The sequence below is a fragment of the Kribbella sp. CA-294648 genome (assembly GCF_050943845.1).
Lineage (GTDB): Bacteria > Actinomycetota > Actinomycetes > Propionibacteriales > Kribbellaceae > Kribbella.
This window is the reverse complement of record NZ_CP191981.1, coordinates 7,326,072-7,343,092: the sequence shown is the minus strand read 5'-3', so window position 1 is coordinate 7,343,092 and position 17,021 is coordinate 7,326,072. Positions and strand designations below refer to the sequence as shown.

General features: G+C 68.8%; 19 protein-coding genes and 1 pseudogene. 16 read left to right on the top strand and 4 right to left on the bottom strand.

Features of this window, described 5'->3' with window-relative positions:
- Positions 1 to 70 precede the first annotated feature (70 nt).
- The 8 genes and pseudogenes from ACQPYM_RS34895 to ACQPYM_RS34860 all read left to right on the top strand — a co-directional run.
- Positions 71 to 529, top strand: a pseudogene (locus ACQPYM_RS34895) (GntR family transcriptional regulator); the annotation flags it as partial.
- Between the two features lie 12 nt (positions 530 to 541).
- Complete coding sequence (locus ACQPYM_RS34890) at positions 542 to 1,111, top strand: TetR/AcrR family transcriptional regulator C-terminal domain-containing protein (RefSeq protein ID WP_433023454.1); 570 nt, start codon at positions 542 to 544, stop codon at positions 1,109 to 1,111.
- 46 nt (positions 1,112 to 1,157) lie between these two features.
- Positions 1,158 to 2,039, top strand: a complete 882-nt coding sequence (locus ACQPYM_RS34885; protein ID WP_433009250.1) for a hypothetical protein — start codon at positions 1,158 to 1,160, stop codon at positions 2,037 to 2,039.
- 25 nt (positions 2,040 to 2,064) lie between these two features.
- On the top strand, positions 2,065 to 2,739 hold the full coding sequence (locus ACQPYM_RS34880) for an SDR family NAD(P)-dependent oxidoreductase (protein ID WP_433009248.1): 675 nt from the start codon (positions 2,065 to 2,067) through the stop codon (positions 2,737 to 2,739).
- Between the two features lie 38 nt (positions 2,740 to 2,777).
- Positions 2,778 to 3,044: a hypothetical protein gene (locus ACQPYM_RS34875; protein WP_433009245.1), complete on the top strand. Its 267-nt coding sequence runs from the start codon at positions 2,778 to 2,780 to the stop codon at positions 3,042 to 3,044.
- A 223-nt stretch (positions 3,045 to 3,267) separates the two neighbouring features.
- Positions 3,268 to 3,423 carry a hypothetical protein gene (locus tag ACQPYM_RS34870; protein WP_433009242.1) on the top strand — a complete coding sequence of 52 codons (156 nt, stop codon included), beginning with the start codon at positions 3,268 to 3,270 and terminating at the stop codon, positions 3,421 to 3,423.
- Between the two features lie 9 nt (positions 3,424 to 3,432).
- Positions 3,433 to 3,702 (top strand): hypothetical protein, encoded by a 270-nt coding sequence (locus ACQPYM_RS34865; protein ID WP_433009240.1) that lies wholly within the window; start codon positions 3,433 to 3,435, stop codon positions 3,700 to 3,702.
- Positions 3,703 to 3,719: 17 nt separating this feature from the next.
- The gene (locus tag ACQPYM_RS34860; RefSeq protein WP_433009238.1) at positions 3,720 to 5,171 is read left to right on the top strand and encodes an LCP family protein; all 1,452 of its coding nucleotides are present in this window, start codon (positions 3,720 to 3,722) and stop codon (positions 5,169 to 5,171) included.
- 27 nt (positions 5,172 to 5,198) lie between these two features.
- Here ACQPYM_RS34860 and ACQPYM_RS34855 read toward each other — a convergent pair whose 3' ends face one another.
- Positions 5,199 to 5,825: a TetR family transcriptional regulator gene (locus ACQPYM_RS34855; RefSeq protein WP_433009236.1), complete on the bottom strand. Its 627-nt coding sequence runs from the start codon at positions 5,823 to 5,825 to the stop codon at positions 5,199 to 5,201.
- Between the two features lie 74 nt (positions 5,826 to 5,899).
- Between ACQPYM_RS34855 and ACQPYM_RS34850 the strand changes: the two genes are divergently transcribed.
- The 6 genes from ACQPYM_RS34850 to ACQPYM_RS34825 all read left to right on the top strand — a co-directional run bounded on the left by ACQPYM_RS34850 (position 5,900) and on the right by ACQPYM_RS34825 (position 10,718).
- Complete coding sequence (locus ACQPYM_RS34850; RefSeq protein ID WP_433009233.1) at positions 5,900 to 6,730, top strand: SDR family NAD(P)-dependent oxidoreductase; 831 nt, start codon at positions 5,900 to 5,902, stop codon at positions 6,728 to 6,730.
- 89 nt (positions 6,731 to 6,819) lie between these two features.
- The gene (locus tag ACQPYM_RS34845) at positions 6,820 to 7,200 is read left to right on the top strand and encodes a YciI family protein (RefSeq protein ID WP_433009230.1); all 381 of its coding nucleotides are present in this window, start codon (positions 6,820 to 6,822) and stop codon (positions 7,198 to 7,200) included.
- A 153-nt stretch (positions 7,201 to 7,353) separates the two neighbouring features.
- On the top strand, positions 7,354 to 8,610 hold the full coding sequence (locus ACQPYM_RS34840) for an RNA polymerase sigma factor (protein ID WP_433009227.1): 1,257 nt from the start codon (positions 7,354 to 7,356) through the stop codon (positions 8,608 to 8,610).
- A gap of 95 nt (positions 8,611 to 8,705) precedes the next feature.
- A complete protein-coding gene (locus ACQPYM_RS34835; protein ID WP_433009224.1) occupies positions 8,706 to 9,482 on the top strand; it encodes an alpha/beta fold hydrolase in 777 nt (258 codons plus the stop codon).
- Positions 9,479 to 10,270: an alpha/beta fold hydrolase gene (locus tag ACQPYM_RS34830; RefSeq protein ID WP_433009221.1), complete on the top strand. Its 792-nt coding sequence runs from the start codon at positions 9,479 to 9,481 to the stop codon at positions 10,268 to 10,270. Before ACQPYM_RS34835 ends, ACQPYM_RS34830 begins: the two co-directional genes overlap by 4 nt.
- 1 nt (position 10,271) lies before the next feature.
- Positions 10,272 to 10,718 (top strand): YdeI/OmpD-associated family protein, encoded by a 447-nt coding sequence (locus ACQPYM_RS34825; RefSeq protein ID WP_433009218.1) that lies wholly within the window; start codon positions 10,272 to 10,274, stop codon positions 10,716 to 10,718.
- A gap of 288 nt (positions 10,719 to 11,006) precedes the next feature.
- On the opposite strand, the gene ACQPYM_RS34820 is transcribed toward ACQPYM_RS34825, so the two are convergent.
- From ACQPYM_RS34820 to ACQPYM_RS34810, 3 genes are all read right to left on the bottom strand, one after another.
- Positions 11,007 to 11,636, bottom strand: a complete 630-nt coding sequence (locus ACQPYM_RS34820; protein ID WP_020390045.1) for a superoxide dismutase — start codon at positions 11,634 to 11,636, stop codon at positions 11,007 to 11,009.
- A gap of 285 nt (positions 11,637 to 11,921) precedes the next feature.
- Positions 11,922 to 12,218 (bottom strand): hypothetical protein, encoded by a 297-nt coding sequence (locus tag ACQPYM_RS34815; RefSeq protein ID WP_433009214.1) that lies wholly within the window; start codon positions 12,216 to 12,218, stop codon positions 11,922 to 11,924.
- A gap of 117 nt (positions 12,219 to 12,335) precedes the next feature.
- Positions 12,336 to 13,238 (bottom strand): TIGR03564 family F420-dependent LLM class oxidoreductase, encoded by a 903-nt coding sequence (locus ACQPYM_RS34810; protein ID WP_433009211.1) that lies wholly within the window; start codon positions 13,236 to 13,238, stop codon positions 12,336 to 12,338.
- Positions 13,239 to 13,328: 90 nt separating this feature from the next.
- Here ACQPYM_RS34810 and ACQPYM_RS34805 point away from each other — a divergent pair, with 90 nt between their 5' ends.
- Together ACQPYM_RS34805 and ACQPYM_RS34800 are read left to right on the top strand one after the other, a co-directional pair.
- Complete coding sequence (locus ACQPYM_RS34805) at positions 13,329 to 13,865, top strand: TetR/AcrR family transcriptional regulator (protein ID WP_433009208.1); 537 nt, start codon at positions 13,329 to 13,331, stop codon at positions 13,863 to 13,865.
- 57 nt (positions 13,866 to 13,922) lie between these two features.
- Entirely contained in the window at positions 13,923 to 16,910 is a 2,988-nt protein-coding gene (locus ACQPYM_RS34800) for a glycine--tRNA ligase (RefSeq protein WP_433023452.1), read from the top strand.
- Positions 16,911 to 17,021 lie beyond the last annotated feature (111 nt).

Here is a 17,021-nt window from a genome sequence, read left to right as displayed (position 1 = left end):
GTACGGCGTATACGTGACAGAGTCACAGATCTGCGGGTGTGCCGTCGGGGTGCACTAGTTCGGAGGAACCATGCCAGCGCCGTACCAAGAGATCGCCGCGGAGATCCGCCACCTGATCACCACCGGAAAACTCCAGCCAGGCGACCGCATCCCGTCCACCCGCGCACTAGTGCACACCCACGGAATAGCCATGGCCACAGCCACCAAGGTCCTGGCCACCCTCCACCAAGAAGGCCTAACCCAACCCCTCCCAGGAGTAGGCACCGTGGTCGCCCCAGCCAGCCATGCAACTGGACCAGCCGGTGAGGGATCGGGTGGTGCTGCCGCCTTCCCTCCCGGCTCCGCGCTCCGCACTGGCAGTGCGGGCGGTACGCCGGGCTCCGCGCTCCGTGCTCGTGGGGCATCTGGCTCCGCTGGGCTGGAGGGTGGAGTGGGGCTTAGTCGGGAGGGGGTGGTGGGGGCTGCTGTGGGGATTGCTGATCGGGAAGGGCTGGCGGGGCTTTCGATGCGGCGGGTGGCGGGGGAGTTGGGGGTTTCGACTATGGCGCTTTACCGGTATGTGGGGGGTAAAGAGGCGCTGGTGTTGCAGATGGTGGATGCGGCGATCGGGGAGTTTCCGTTGCCGGCTCAGCGGCCGGCCAGTTGGCGGGCCGGGATCGAGACGGCGGCGCGGCAGCAGTGGGCGGCGTACCGGGCTCATCTGTGGCTCGCGAGCGCGGTCACCATGGGACGGCCGCAGATGCTGCCCAACCTGCTGCCGCACACCGACGCCGTACTGCGTGCCGTCGCGGGCTTCGGCGTTGACCCCGCGACCTCCATGTACGCCGCGATCACCGTGTTCGGCTACGTCCGCGGTGTCGCGCTCAATCTCGAGCCGGAGGCGCAGGCCGAGCAGGACACCGGGATGACGGCCGACGAGTGGGCCAGGCACCAAGCGGACAAGCTGGCGACGATGGTCGCCGCGCAGGATCTGGCCGGGTTCCGCGCGCTGACCGGGCCTGAGGAGTTCGAGTTCGACTACGACCTGGACCAGTTGTTCGAGTTCGGGCTGGGAATCGTGCTCGACGGGCTGGCCGTGAAGCTGCAGAGGATGCGGACGCCGCTACGCTGAGTATCGCCAGCACGACACGTAGCGGCAGCAGACCCGAGGAGGTGCGATGGGCCCGGAACCGGTGTTCGCGCCGGACGTGCCGGTGGAGGTCCGCCGGTTGTTCGAGCGCAAGCCCGAGCTCTTCGTGCCCGCGAGCCGCCCGAAGCCGAAACGGCAGACCTCCTGGTCGACCGAGCCGGCCGCGACCTTCGGCTCGTTGCTGGTCTGGCTCGCGGTCTGTGTCGGCGGCTGGATCCTCGCGCTGATCATCTTCGCGATGACCCTGCCGACGGCCGTCGCCGCCTGGGCCGCGCTCGTGCTGGCGGGGGTCGCCGTCGTCACCACCGGCGCGGTCGCTGTCGGCTCCGCGGTCGAGAACCGCAGCCAGAAGGCGGTCCGGCTGCAGCACGGCAAGTACCTGCTGGCCGAGGACTTCGACGAGGAGTCCGGCCGGTTGCTGGCCCGCGCCCAGCGCGCCGTGAAATCGGTGCTACAGGCAACGGTCACCCAACAGGGCTTGCTCGACGACGTGAAGAACGAGCTGGTCCTGCCGGAGCAACTCTGGGACATCGGCCAGATCCTGCACGAGCAGTCCGTACTCCGCGCGCGCCAGCGCGAGGTGGCGAGCGGGATGGCGACGGCCGAACTGGAAGCCGTGCTCGGCCCGCAACGCCGCGCACTCAGCCGCTCGGTCGAGGCGATCAAACGCAAGATCGAGTTGCTCGAGCGGTACGCCGACCGCGTCCGCTCCGCCGACGCCGCGCTCCGAGCCGAAGCCGCCCTCGGAGACGGCGACCGCTACATCGAGCTCCTCGCCCGCACCGAGCCGGTCGGCGACACCTCCGTAGTACAAGGCTTCGCCGACGAAGCAGCCATCCTCAAAGACACCCTCTCCCAAACCATCGCCGCCGCCCGAGCCGCCGGCCGCACCCTCGCCCTGCCCGACTAGAGCGCGAGGCGATTAGGGTGCGGGTATGACTGGGACTGTGGTGGTTGCCGGGGGCACCGGTGCGTTGGGGGTGGCGGTGACTGCGGAGTTTCTGGGGGCGGGGTGGCGGGTCGTCGTACCGGGGCGGTCGGAGGAGTCGCTGAGCGCGCTTCGGAAGGCTGACGGGCTGCAGACGGTGGTCGCGGATATCGCCGAGCCGGCGGGTGCTGCCGAGGTTGCGCGGGTGGCTGGGGCGGATGAGGGTGCGCCGGTGCGGGCGTTGGTGAATCTGGTGGGCGGGTTCGCTTCCGGTGGGCGGGTGCACGAGACGCCGATCGAGGAGTTCGAGGCGCAGTTCGCGCTCAACCTTCGGCCGACGTACCTGGTGACGCAGGCTGTCCTGCCGCTGCTGATCGCCGCGGGTGGCGGATCGATCACCTGTACGTCGAGCGGTGCGGCGCTGAAGCCGTTCTCGGGAGCGGCCGGCTATGTCACCGCGAAGGCGGGCGTGCTCGCGTTCGTGGATGCGCTGGCGGTCGAGTACAAGAAGGACAACGTGCGGGTGAACGCGATCCTGCCGGGCGTCATCGACACCCCGGCGAACCGGCGCGCGATGCCGTCGGCGGACACCGCGAAGTGGACGCCGCCGGCGCAGATCGCGACCGTACTGCGTCTGCTCGCCGAGACTCCCGGCGTGACGGGCGCTCATCTGCCGGTCTGACTTGCGCTGTATTCGAATGCATGTGCGATGCTTGATCCATGGGGAGCAACAGGCGCTATCCGCGCGAGCCGCCGCCTGACAACCGCCGCCGGCACTGCTGGGTGCTCGGTACGGCGTACGAGCGCGGGCCCTGGCCGGGGCTGATCCTCGAGTGGCGCCGGAACAACTCCGACGACTGGATGGCGCGGGTGGTGTACGTGCCGAATCCGAAGGAGGCGAAGTCGGTCGAGGCGTGGTTCGCGGCGGGCCTGCTGCGGCCGCTGGACCCGACGCGGGTGCCGCAGGGGCAGGTGGACTTCCGCTGAAGGTAAACCGTTTGAGCGCCCACGGCGTCTGAAGAAGTGTGCGGCTTGGGTACCGGTCGCAGGAATCTTCGGGCGACAGGGGAGTCCATGGGACGTCGTTCCCGCGCAAAGCGCACCCAAGAACCCCCCACGCCCACCACCCCTGGGCTGGCCGGCCCTGACCGGTCCAACGGTCAGCAGCAACAAGCCGACACGGCGGACGACGTCCGCAGTGGTGAGGGGGATGGCGGTGCTGCAGACAACGCTGGTGAGGTGGCTCGCGCTGCTCGGAACGATGCTGCGGGCGACGCCCGCGAGGCGGCTGGCCCGGCTCCGGCCGGTGACCTTGTGGCCGGGCCCGCTGGCGCGGATCCTGGAGGGGCGACTGGCGCTGACCTGAGTCGCGCCGTTGGCGCTGGAGCAGGTGCGGATGGTGGCCGTGATGGCGGGAGCCAACGCGACGGCGCGGGCGGTGGCGGCGAAGGTACTGGGGGTGGTGGGAACCGGGGTGGTGTGGACGGCGTCGGTAGTGGTGGAGGCGTTGGTGGTTGGGGCGCTGGTGGTGACGGTGGCAGTCTGGGGGACGGGGGAGTTGTGGGGGACGGGGATCGGCGGGATCGGGGGGCGGCTGAGCGGTTGGCTCGGCGGGCTCGGTCGGTACCTCGGGCGTTGGGGTTGACGCTGCTCGGTGCGTTGATGCCTGGGCTTGGGTTGATTCTTGGCGGGCGTAAGAAGCTCGGTGCGTTCGTGCTGACCGTGTCGGCGGGACTGGTCGGGCTCGGGGTGTACGTCGGGCTGACCCGGCGTGACGAGGTGCTCGCGGCTGCCGTCGTACCGAGTCGGCTGCTGGCCACCAGTCTGGTGATCGGCGTCATCGTGCTGTCCTGGATCGCGGTGATCGTCGGTTCGCACCGTTTGTTGCGTCCGGCAACTGTCGCACCCGGTGGACGGGCGGTCGGCGCGCTGTTCGTCGGCATCCTGTGTTTCGCCGTCACCGCCCCCGCGGCGATCGCCGTGCAGAGCGTGCTGGCGCAGCGCGACCTGGTCCAGGACGTGTTCGTCTCGCAGAGCGAGAGCAAGAGCGCGACCCGGCCGAAAACGGTCAACGTGAAGGACCCGTGGGAGAACCGGCCGCGACTCAACCTGCTGCTGCTCGGCGGCGACGACGCCGAGGACCGCGTCGGCGTCCGCACCGACACGGTGATCGTGGCCAGTATCGACACCGCGACCGGCGACACCGCGCTGATCTCGATGCCGCGGCAGCTCACCTTCATGCCGTTCCCGAAGGACTCGCCGCTGCACAAGTTCTACCCGAACGGGTTCGGCAAGGAAGGGCTCAGCCTGGAAGGCCGGCTGGAGTGGATGCTCACCGCGATGTACCAGAACATCCCGGACGCGCATCCCGGCATCCTCGGCCCGTCCGACAACGAGGGCGCCGACGTGCTGAAGCAGTCGGTGGGCGAGGCGGTCGGGCTCAAGCTCGACTACTACCTCCAGGTCAACCTGCAGGGTTTCGACCAGATCGTCGACGCGCTCGGCGGGATCACCGTCAACGTCAACGAGCGGGTCGCGATGGGTGGCAACACCAGCGCGGGCATCCCGCCCAGCCAGTGGATCGAGCCCGGCCCGAAACAGCATCTGGACGGCCGGCGCGCGCTCTGGTTCGCCCGCGGCCGGTACGGCGCCGACGACGACCAGCGGCAGATCCGGCAGCGCTGCACGATCAAGGCCATCGTCGATGCCGCCGACCCGCGGACGCTGGCGACGAAGTACCAGGCGGTCGCGAAGGCGGGCAAGAACCTGCTCCGGACGGACATCCCGCAGGAGCTGTTGCCGGCCTTGATCCAGCTGGCGCGGAAGGTGAAGGCGGGCACGGTGTCGAACGTGTCCCTGGATGTTTCGAAGCTCCGCCTCAAGTACCTCCACCCGGACTACGAAGGCCTGCGCGCTACCGTTGCCGCGGCGCTCGCCCCGAAGGCCGAAGAGCCGACCACGACTCCGACCACGACGCCGACCACGACCCCGGCGGAGACGCCGAGCACGAAGTCGCCGAAGACCCTCGCCCGTCCCGGCACCGGCAAGGCCACGCCGCCCGCTCCCACCGAAGACCTCGCCGAGTCCTGCGCCTACAACCCGAACGGCGACTAGCCCAACTGATCAACCCCGCTCGATTGATCAACCCGCGGAGTCATCCCCGGCCGGCGCGGGGATGGGGCGGCCGAAGAGCGCGGTGGCCACCGCGGCGAGATGCGGAGCCAGCTCCTCAAGGCCGGCCTTGGTGAGTTCCGGAGTACCGACGGCCGTGCGCAGAATGCCGATGCCCAGCAGCCAAGCGCCGAACAACTCGGTCCGCAGCGCCGCGTCATCGTTGCCCTCGGCAAGCTCTTCCAGTGCGCCGAGATACCCGTCGCAGACCTGCTGACGAACCCGGTCGCGCATGTCCTCGTGACCGGCCGACCGCAGCATCGCGATCAGCGGGTGCTCGCCGGCGTACTCCGCCCAGTCCTCGAACACGAGTTGCTGCAGCAACTTGCCCGGCAACTCCTCGACCGGTCCCGACGGCAGGACGACAGGCTCCGACGAACCCGCCATCGCCTCGGCGAACAGGTTCGACTTCGACCCGAAGTACCGGAACACCAGGGCCGCGTCGACCCCGACGTCGCCGGCGACATCGCGCACGCTGGCGCCGTCGTACCCGTCGCGGGCGAACCGCAGCCGCGCGCACTCCAGCAACCGCGCCCGGGTCGCCTCCCGGTCCCGCTTGTGCGCCACCGCCGCCTCCAAGTCATCGATCGTTGACATGGTACTCCGCCGCTGCCTACAGTGAAGCCAAGTCATCGATCGATGACTTACCTCTCCAGGCAAGGGAAGCACCGATGAAAGATGTCTTCGTCGCCGGTGGTACGACCGGCATGGGCCGCGCGATCGCCCTGCACTACCTGCGCCAAGGCGCCCGCGTGACAGTCGCCGGCAGTACTGCGGCGCGCGGCGAGCGTTTCCTCGCCGACGCTGCCGCGCTGGCCGCCGGCACTCGGGAGCGGGCCGCCTTCATCCAGGCAGACCTGTTGTCGATCGCGGAGAACCACCGGGTGATCAAGGAGGTCGAGGCGCGCCACGACTCACTCGACGCGCTGGTGCTGACCGCGATGCTGCCGTTCCCGAAACGGCACGAGACACCCGACGGGTACGAGGGCACCTTCACGCTCTACTACCTCAGCCGCTTCGTCCTCAGCTACGGCCTGACGCCACTGCTCGAGCGGGGCGAGCGACCGATCATCGCGAGCATCGGCGCGACCGGGCTCAAGGGATCGGTCGACTGGGACGACCTCAACAGCGCCCGCAAGTACAGCATGATCCGCGCCACCGTCCGGGCCGGCCGCGCGAACGACCTGCTGGGCGTGCACTACGTGAACAACCATCCCGAGGGCCGGACCAAGTTCCTGCTGCAGCGACCGCCGTACACGAAGAGCGGCAACAACCACCTCCCGCAGCCGTACCGCGCTGCTGCCCGGACGCTGGCCGCGCTCTTCGCCAAGGCGCCCGAACAGAGCGTGCGCTCCACGATCGCCGTACTGGACAACCAGCCGGCCGAGCGCCTGATCCTGCGCGCCATCGACCGTCCCGTCGACCCGGCGCTGCCGACGTTCGACCCCGAGGACGCCCGCCGCCTGTACGACGCCACTTCCCAGGTGCTCGCCGAGAGCTGAAAACTGTTGCTCGCGGGGTGTCGATCTGGTGCTGACCCGGTCGACGTGAGATCACAAGGGTCGACACCATTGACGAGGGAGTTGCACAGATGCGTTACATGATCATCAACAAGGCCGATGCCGAGTCCGAGGCCGGAGTGATGGCGAGCCAGCAGGTTGTCGAGGGCGTCGGCAAGGTCATCGACGACCTGTCGAAGGCGGGTGTGCTGCTGTTCGCCGAAGGGGTGCACCGCAGCTCGCTGGGCGCCCGGGTGAAGGTGGCCAGTGGTAAGCGCACGGTCACCGACGGGCCGTTCGCCGAGACCAAGGAGCTGATCGGCGGCGTCATCGTCGTCGACGTCCGCTCCAAGGAGGAGGCGATCGAGTGGGCCGCCCGGCTGGCCGAGGCGCTCGACGACGAGGTCGAGGTCCGCCGGGTCGTCGAAGAGGCCGACTTCGCCCCCGACGCCGACGTGTTCCAGCAGCGCTGACCGCCCGCCTCTGGTGGGTTTGAACACCTGATGGCGACCTTGAACAAGTAATACCGTGTCCAAGGTCGCCGCTTGGGGCACGAACCCACCAGATCTGGGCGCGGGCGGGCAACCGGGTTGTGGTTGCGGCTGGGGTGTTGTTCTATCGGTCGGGTGACGGTTACCGAGACTCATGGGGCGATCGACGCGGTCTGGCGGATCGAGTCGGCCCGGATCATCGCCGGAGTGGCGCGGATCGTGCGTGACGTCGGCCTGGCCGAGGAGCTCGCCCAGGACGCGCTGGTGGCGGCGCTGGAGCAGTGGCCGGAGTCCGGCGTACCGAACAATCCGGGTGCCTGGCTGATGGCGATCGCCAAGCGGCGCGCGATCGACCTGATCCGGCGCAAGGAGACCTACCAGCGCAAGCTCGCCGAGCTCGGTCACGACCTGGAGATCGACGGCGAGAGCGTCGAGGATGACGTGGAAGCGATCCTCGAGGACACCATCGAGGACGACCTGCTGCGGCTCGTGTTCACCGCGTGCCACCCGGTGCTCACCACCGACGCCCGGGTCTCGCTCACGCTGCGGCTGCTCGGCGGCCTGAAGACCGACGAGATCGCCCGCGCCTTCCTGGCTCCCGAGGCGACCATCGCGCAGCGGATCGTCCGGGCCAAGCGCAACCTGGCCAAGGCCGACGTGCAGTTCGAAGTACCGACCGGTGAGGACCTGGTCGCGCGCCTGTCCTCGGTGCTCGAAGTCATCTACCTGATCTACAACGAGGGCTACTCGGCGACGGCCGGCGACGACTGGATGCGCCCGGCACTCTGCAACGAGGCTCTCCGGCTCGGTCGTCTCCTCGCCGAACTGATGCCGGCCGAGCCCGAAGTCCACGGTCTGCTGGCCCTGATGGAGATCCAGGCGTCGCGTGCGAACGCGCGCGTCGGCCCGAACGGCGAGCCCGTCCTCCTGCTCGACCAGGACCGCCGCCGCTGGGATCGCCTGCTGATCCGTCGCGGCCTGGAGAGCATCGATCGAGCCTGGGCCATCGAAGGCACGCCGGGGCCGTACCTGCTCCAGGCTGCCATCGCGGCCTGTCACGCGAGAGCCGCCGAACCCGAGGACACCGACTGGGCCCGAATCGCCGGCCTGTACGCCGTACTGGCGCAGGTCGTCCCGTCGCCCGTGGTCGAGCTCAACCGGGCGGTCGCGATCTCGATGGCGTTCGGCCCCGAGCGTGGGCTGGTCGCGGTGGACGCGCTGGCCGACGAACCGTCGCTGAAGGACTACCACCTGCTGCCGAGCGTCCGGGGCGACCTGTTGTTCAAGCTCAACCGGCTCGACGAGGCGCGCGCCGAGTTCGAGAAGGCGGCCGGGCTGACCCGCAACGAGCGCGAGCGGACGCTGCTGCTCGACCGCGCGGCGGCCTGCTGAAAGTTTTTTCGCGACCGTGTCGATTTGCGCCCTGGTCGTCCGACGCAGCAGTGAAGGCCAGATGACAGGCATCGGCCGCTGCGAAGGAGCACACCATGGAAAAGGTCATCTCGGCCGACGGCACGACGATCGCGTACGACCGGCTCGGCGACGGCCCCGCGGTCGTCCTGGTCTGCGGCGGATCGGTCGACCGGATGTCGAACGCCCCGCTGGCCGCGTTGCTGGCGCAGAACTTCACCGTCTTCAACTACGACCGGCGCGGCCGCGGCGACAGCGGTGATGCCGAGGTCTACGCGGTCGAGCGCGAGTTCGAGGACCTGGACGCGATCTTCGCCCTCGCCGGCGGCTCGGCGCACCTTTACGGTACGTCGTCCGGCGCCGCACTCGCGTTGCTGGCGACCGCGGCCGGCCGGCCGGTGAACCGCCTGGCGCTGTGGGAGCCGCCGTACTTCCTCGAAGGTGCGGAGGGGCGTCCGCCGACCGACACCGCGTCGATCTACCGCGCCTTTGTCGCGGAGGGCCGGCGCGACAAAGCCGCGGAGTACTTCATGGCCGAGGTTGTGGGGATGCCCGCCGAGTTCGTGGCGCAGGCGAAGGCTTCGCCCTGGTGGCCGGCGCAGGAGGCGATCGCGCACACGCTCGCGTACGACGCGACGGTGATGGGCGACTACTCGATCCCGTTCGAGGCGGTCAAGGCGATCCATCAGCCGACCCGCGTGCTCACCGGGAGTGTGGCGTGGCCGTGGATGGTGGAGAGCAACAAGGCTCTGGCCTCGTTGCTGGAGGACGGCAGTCACGTAGTACTGGCTGAGCAGCAGCACAATGTTGACCCCGCAGTACTGGCGCCGGCGCTGAAGGAGTTCTGGTCATGAACACCGTGGTCTCGAAGGACGGAACGACGATCGCGTACGACCGGGCTGGTGAGGGTCCTGCGGTGGTGTTGGTTGATGGGGCGCTGTGCAGTCGCGCGCAAGGGCCGCTGCCTGAGTTGGCCGCTTTGCTGTCGACCGGGTTCACGGTTTACCACTACGACCGGCGCGGGCGGGGGGACAGTGGCGACGCAGCGGAGTACGAGGTGGAGCGGGAGATCGAGGACTTGGCCGCGGTGATCGAGGCGGCTGGTGGGTCGGCGTATGTCTACGGGACGTCGTCTGGGGCGGCGCTTGCGTTGCGGGCTGCCGCGGCTGGGGTGCCGATCACCAAGCTGGCGGTCTTTGAGGCGCCGTTCGTGGTTGATGGGAGTCGCAAGCCGATCCCGTCTGAGTGGGTCAGCGAGTTGCGGGGGTTGGCGGATCGGCCTGGAGATGCGATCCGGTACTTCATGACGAAGGGGATCGGGCTGCCCGGTGTTGTTGTCTCGCTGATGAGGCTGATGCCGGCCTGGAAGGGGATGAAGGCGGTCGCGCACACCATCTGGTACGACGCCTCGGTCGTGGGGGACAACGCGTTTGGCCGGCCGCTCGATGCGTCCCAGTGGGCCGGGATCGAGGTGCCGGTGCTCGTCGTGGGTGGCGGGAAGAGCCCGGCGTGGATGCGGACTTCGGTGCGGGCCGTCGCGGACGCAGTACCGGGGGCTTCGTATCGGGAGATTGCTGGGCAGAACCACATGATCAAGGCCGCGGCGATCGCGCCCGTGCTGACCGAACACTTCGGAGGCTGAGATGCGGTTCACGACGACACTGGTCGGTACGACGACAACGGGGATCGTGGTACCGGCCGAGGTGATCGAGGCGTTCGGGCGCGGGAAGAAACCGCCGGTGGTGGTGACGGTGAACGGGTATCGGTATCGCAACACGGTGGCGGTGATGGGCGGGCGCTACATGATCTCGCTGAGCGCCAAACACCGCGAGGCGGCTGGGTTGGCGGCCGGGGATGAGGTCGAGGTCGAGCTCGAGATCGACGATCAGCCGCGGGAGGTCAACGTACCGGAAGACTTCGCGGCAGCCCTGGACGCTGACCCGAAGGCACGAGCGTTCTTCGACGGGCTGTCGTACAGCCAACGCAGCTGGTTCGTCCTCGGCATCGAAGACGCGAAAAAGCCAGAAACCCGAGCCAACCGGATCACCAAAGCAGTAGAACGCCTAGCCTCAGGCCGAGGCCAACGCTAACCACCTCGCGCGATGCGGGCTCGTGACGCTGGGCGTCACGTCGCAGTCAGACGATGCGACACGGGCAAGGCGAGCCTTCAACCAGGTTGGACTGCCCGAAGTTCGATCAGCCGCTGCGCTCACACCGCCATGCCGACCACTGGCCTCCTGCACGTGCCCCGCAGCCATGTCCGGGCGACCGCGGTCGCATCAACTGATAGCGAGGCGACGCGTAGCGTCACGAGCCCGGACCAAGACGGCCCGAAGAACCCCGGCGGCAAACCGGGGATTCTTCGGGCCAGAGGTGTGTCAGGCGACGGTGATCAGGCCGCCGGCGTTGGCGCGAGCCGCGTCGAAGCGGGCTTGGGCGTCGGCCCAGTTGACGACGTTCCACCAGGCCTTGACGTAGTCCGGCTTGACGTTCTTGTACTGGAGGTAGAAGGCGTGCTCCCACATGTCCAGCATGACGATCGGGATCTGGCCGGCCGGCAGGTTGCCCTGCTGGTCGTAGAGCTGGTGGATCAGGAGCTGGCCCTGGAGTGCGTCCCAGCCGAGGATGGCCCAGCCGGAGCCCTGGATGGTGGTTGCGGCTGCAGTGAAGTGGGCCTGGAAGGCGTCGAACGAGCCGAACGACTCGTCCAGCGCGGCGGCCAGTTCGCCGTCGGGCTTGTCGCCGCCGTCCGGGGAGAGGTTCTTCCAGAAGATGGAGTGGTTGACGTGGCCGCCGAGGTTGAAGGCGAGCGTCTTCTCCAGCCCGACGATCGAGCCGAAGTCACCCTTCTCGCGGGCCGCGGCCAGCTTCTCCAGGGTGTCGTTCAGGCCGTTCACATAGGTCTGGTGGTGCTTGGAGTGGTGCAGCTCCATGATCTCGCCGGCGATGTGCGGCGCCAGCGCGCCGTAGTCGTAGCCGAGGTCCGGAAGCGTGTACGACGTAGTCAACTCTGCTCCTTCGTCAGGGCCCCGAAGGGCCGTGTTCTGCGAGATCCGGACGATCTGGCGCCTGTGCCCATTCCGGCGCAGGCCAACCAATCCTCCGAGGTCTACCTTCAAACTTCAACCAGTGTTGAGGTCAAGTGGACACGCAGTGCCGCCTCGACCCGGTCTGGCCAGTCCCGGCCAGGGAGGCCGCTACAGCCACCCCGACCGCTCCTAGTCTGCCCCGTCCGCCCACTGGTCAGTAGGCCGCCTCGCGACAGTTCACCCTGTGGTCGCTTCCGGGCGCCCTCAGCACTCGGCCAGTACTGCGCGCAGTACCGGCTCGAAACCCTTGGCATCCTCGGCGAAGCCAGTGTGATCGCCGGGGAAGCGGGTCGGGGTGATGCCCAGTCCGGTGGCCAGCGCGGTCGAGGTGCGCCCGCAGAGCTGGCCAGTCGAGTCCACGCCGATATCGACCACGATGTGGACGGGCTGTCTCGCAAGGCGGCGATGTCCGGCTGCCAGCTGACGCTCTCGCCCAGTTCGTGCGCGAACCAGAAACCGCTCGTCCGCGACCGACTGCGGGTCGCGCTCCCCGCCGAACATGCCCTCGAGCGCCCCCTCGGGCAGGATCGGAGCGGGAGGAGTTGTGGGCCTTTGAAGGGTTTCTCTGTCGCTTGAGGGCAGCGAACTAGAGAACGACGGCTGCGAGGAGAGGTGTCGTCATGCGGCCAGGGTAGTCGTCGTGTGGCTCTGCTCGGTGGGAGTTCCGAAGGGGGCGAGCATCAGGTCTGTCACGCCGGTGGAGCCGAGCCGTTTGATCGCCGCGGCGACCTCCGCCTCCGAGCCGGCGATCAGGAGGTCGGCGGGAGAGTCGACGCCTTCGCGTTCGAGCATCGCCCGGTACTCCGAGACCTGCCCGGCCATCGCGAACTGTGCACCGAATCGCGCCCGCACCTCGGCCGCGTCATCGGTGACGCAAACAGCCAGCCCAGCCACCACCCGAGGGACCGGCCGTCCAGAAGCGGTGGCCGCGGCGGTGACCGACGGCACGATGTGCTCGGCCAAGGTTCGCGGCCCGGTCATCCAGGTCACCACCCCATCCGCCAGTTCGCCCGCCACCCGCAACATCCCTGGACCCAACGCCGCCAGTAGTACCTGTGGTGGGTGTTGTTGCTGGGGTGGCAGTTGGATGCTGCCCCTCGCGGTGAGGGTTTCGCCGGTGAAATCGACGGGCTCGCCTTCCAGAAGTGGGCGTAGTACTTGGAGGTATTCGCGCATTCGGAGGAGCGGACGGTCGGTGGGGAGGCCGTACATGCCGCCGACCATGGCTGCGATGCCGGTGCCGATTCCGAGGGTTAAGCGGTTGCCGGTGGCTGCCTGGACGGTCAAGGCCTGGCCGGCCAGCATCAGTGGGTGACGCTGGGCGACGGGCACTACCGCAGTACCGAGCTCGATTCCGCCGACTTCGCGTCCCGCGACGGCCAAGGCGGTCAGTGCGTCGACCCCGAGCGCCTGCGAGATCCACGCCGTCGCGAAACCGTCCGCCGCCTCCCGCACCTGCTCGACGACCCCGTCGAGTGATGCCGTGCCGCGGATGTCGCCAACTGCCAGGCCAATCTTCATCCAGGACCTCCACAAGCTAAGTGGGGTGCCACCCCAGTTAAGGATCCGTACAATATGGGGGACCACCCCATTTAGCAATCTGGAGTCTGGATGCGAGCCGATGCGCGGCGGAACTTCGAGCGACTGCTCGAAGTGGCCGCTGAGGTGGTCTCCGAGCAGGGTGCCGACGCCTCGATGGAGGAGATCGCGCGGCGTGCGGGGGTCGGCTCGGCCACTCTGCACCGGCACTTCGGCGGTCGCGCGGCGATGCTCGAGGCCGTGTTCGAGAGCAGCATCAACACTGTCTGCGCGAAATCCGACGAGTTGCTGGAGGCCACCGACCCCGGCGAAGCGCTCCGAACCTGGCTGTACGCCGTCGTCGCGCACGCCACCAAGAACCGCGGTCTCGGCTCCGCCCTGGCCATGAGCGCAGAGCGCGGATCCGACGTCCACGCCCGGATCACCAAGGCCGGGCAGCAGCTCCTCGACCGCGCTCAGCAGCACCGCGCGGCCGACTCCGAGACGACGATCGGGGACCTGCTCGGGCTGGTGAATGCCATCTCCGCGACCACGGAAGGTGACACCGCGCGCGCCCACCGGTTGGTCACGCTGGCAATCCGTGGTGTGACTCCCGTCGCGGTCTCATAGACTGCGGCCCTCGTCCCCGAATTTCGACCGAACCTGAGGAAGTTGTTCGTGCTCACCATGCAGGACGCGCTGCTCGCGCTGACGAAGTACTGGACCGATCGCGGCTGCATGGTGGTGCAGCCGTTCAACACCGAGGTGGGAGCCGGCACGCTGAACCCGGCCACCATCCTGCGGGTGCTCGGTCCCGAGCCGTGGCGCGTCGCGTATGTCGAGCCCTCGGTGCGCCCCGACGACGCCCGCTACGGCGAGAACCCGAACCGGCTGCAGACGCACACCCAGTTCCAGGTGGTGCTCAAGCCGGACCCGGGCAACCCGCAGGAGCTGTTCCTGTCCAGCCTCCAGGCGCTGGGGATCGACATCGACGCGCACGATGTCCGCTTCGTCGAGGACAACTGGGCCAACCCGGCGACCGGTTCGTGGGGGCTGGGCTGGGAGGTCTGGCTGGACGGCCTGGAGATCACCCAGTTCACCTACTTCCAGCAGGCCGGCGGGATGACGCTCGACCCGGTGTCGGTGGAGATCACCTACGGCATCGAGCGGATCATGATGGCGCTGCAGGGCGTCTCGCACTTCAAGGACATCGCCTACGCGCCGGGGATCTCGTACGGCGAGGCGTTCGGCCAGGCGGAGTACGAGATGAGCCGGTACTACCTCGACGACGCCGATGTGGAGAGCCAGAAGCGGCTCTTCGAGGAGTACGCCGCCGAGGCCCGCCGGATGCTCGACGCGCGGTTGCCGGTCCCCGCGCACGTCTACGTCCTGCGCTGCTCGCACACCTTCAACGTGCTCGACGCCCGTGGTGCGGTCAGTACGACGGAACGCGCGAAGGCGTTCGGCCGGATGCGCACCCTGGCCCGCGAGGTCGCCCAGCTGTGGGCCGAGCGGCGGACCGAGCTCGAGCACCCGCTCGGGGTCGCCGAGCTGCCTGCCGCGGCGCCGGCGCCGACCGAGTTCCCGACGATGAGCGGTACCCGGCAACTGCTGTTCGAGATCGGTACCGAGGAGATGCCGCCGTCGGAGGTGACCAAGACGGCTGCTGCGGTCAAGGCCGCGCTGACCGAGAAGCTCGCGGCGACACGGCTCGGCCATGGCGAGGTCACGACGTACGCGACACCGCGCCGGGTGGTCGCGTTCGTGGCGGCCGTCCAGGCGAGTGAGCCGGATGCCGAGAAGGTCTCCCGCGGCCCGCGCAAGTCGGCGGCTTTCGATGCCGAGGGCAACATCACGAAGGCGGCCGCCGGCTTCGCGCGCGGTCAGAAGGTCGACCCGAGCGAGCTGCACGACCTCGAGGTGGACGGTGTCGAGTACGTCGCGGTGACCAAGCCCGACCCGGGTCGCGGTGCCGCCGAGGTGCTGAGCGGCGTCCTGGCCGAGATCGTCACCGGGCTGCGCTCGGACAAGAACATGCGCTGGAACGACTCCAAGCTGTCCTTCACCCGGCCGGTTCGCTGGCTGGTCGCGCTGCTCGGTGACCAGGTCGTACCGGTCTCGGTGTCGACGCTCGCGGCCGGCCGCACCACTCGCGTGCACCGGACGGCTGCGCAGCCGATCGTCGAGATCGCGGCCGCCGAGGGGTACCTCGACCTGCTCCGGATCCACGGCATCGAGGCCGACCCGGCCAAGCGGCGCGCGACCATCGTCGAGGCGGCGCAGGCGCTTGCGGCAGAGGTCGACGGCAGCATCGACGTCGACGGCGAGTCCGCGCTGATCGATCAGATCGTCAACCTGGTCGAGGAGCCGACCGCGATCCTCGGCAACTTCTCCGCCGACTACCTGGACCTGCCGGCCGAGATCCTGACCACGGTGATGCGCAAGCACCAGCGCTACCTGCCGGTCCGCGCGGCCGACGGCAAGCTGCTCCCGCACTTTGTTGCCGTCGCCAACGGTTCGGTCGACGAGGCCACCGTGCGCAACGGCAACGAGGGTGTACTGCGGGCCCGCTACGAGGACGCCGCGTTCTTCTGGCGCGCTGACCTGCAGAGCACGCCGGAGGCGATGAAGCAGGGGCTGGACAAGCTCGCCTTCGAGGAGCGGCTGGGCTCGATGGCGCAGCGGGCCGGACGGATCGGCGCGGTGGCCAAGTCGCTGGCGGCGACCGTCGAGCTGCAGGGCGACGACCTGACCGCGCTGAACCGGGCGGCGGAGCTGGCCAAGTTCGACCTCGGCTCGCAGATGGTGGTCGAGCTGACCAGCCTGGCCGGCACGATGGCGCGTGAGTACGCGCGGCGCAGTGGCGAGACCGAGGCCGTTGCTCAAGCATTGTTCGACATGGAGCTGCCACGGTCGGCGGGCGACCCGCTGCCGTCGACAACGCCGGGTGCGCTGCTGGCGCTGGCCGACCGGTTCGATCTGCTGGCCGGGCTGTTCGCGATCGGTGCCAAGCCGACCGGTAGCTCTGATCCGTTCGCGTTGCGGCGTGCGGCCGCTGGTGTGGTCGCGATCCTGCGTGAGCACCCGGAACTGCGGGCCATCACGTTGTCGACCGGCCTTGCCGCGGCTGCTGAGCAGATCGGTGCCCAGGGCATCGAGGTGTCCGAGGCATCGCTGGCCGAGGTTGCCGAGTTCACGATCCGGCGCTATGAGCAGCAGTTGATCGATCGCGGTGACGACCACTTGCAGGTCGCGGCCGTGTTGCCGTTGGCCGAGGCGCCCGCGACTGCCGACGAGACGCTGGCCGAGTTGCAGCGTCAGGTGGCGAGTGATGGGTTTGCGGAGCTGGTCGCAGTACTGCAGCGGGCGCGGCGGATCGTGCCGGCGGATGTTGTTGCGGAGTACGACCCGAGCAAGCTGACCGAGCCGGCCGAGCTGGTGCTGCACGAGGCGGTGCAGAAGGTCGGTACTGCGCCGACGGCGCTCGGTGAGTTCGTCAGCGCGACCGAGGTGCTGGTGGAGCCGATCACCAACTTCTTCGAGGAGATCCTGGTGATGGCCGAAGACCCCGAGGTCCGCGCCGCCCGCCTCGGCCTGCTGGCCACCATCCGCGACCTCGCCGCCCCCGTCCTCGACTGGCAAGCCCTCGGCACCAGCCTCACCAAAGAAAACTGACCCGCGCCGCCCGCCGCTACCCGGCGGGCGGCACGGACAGTTGCAGGGCCAGCGGCGCCGAGGTGCGTGTGCTTGCGTCTCCGGTTGGGGGAGGCCGGAGAGTGTTGCGCG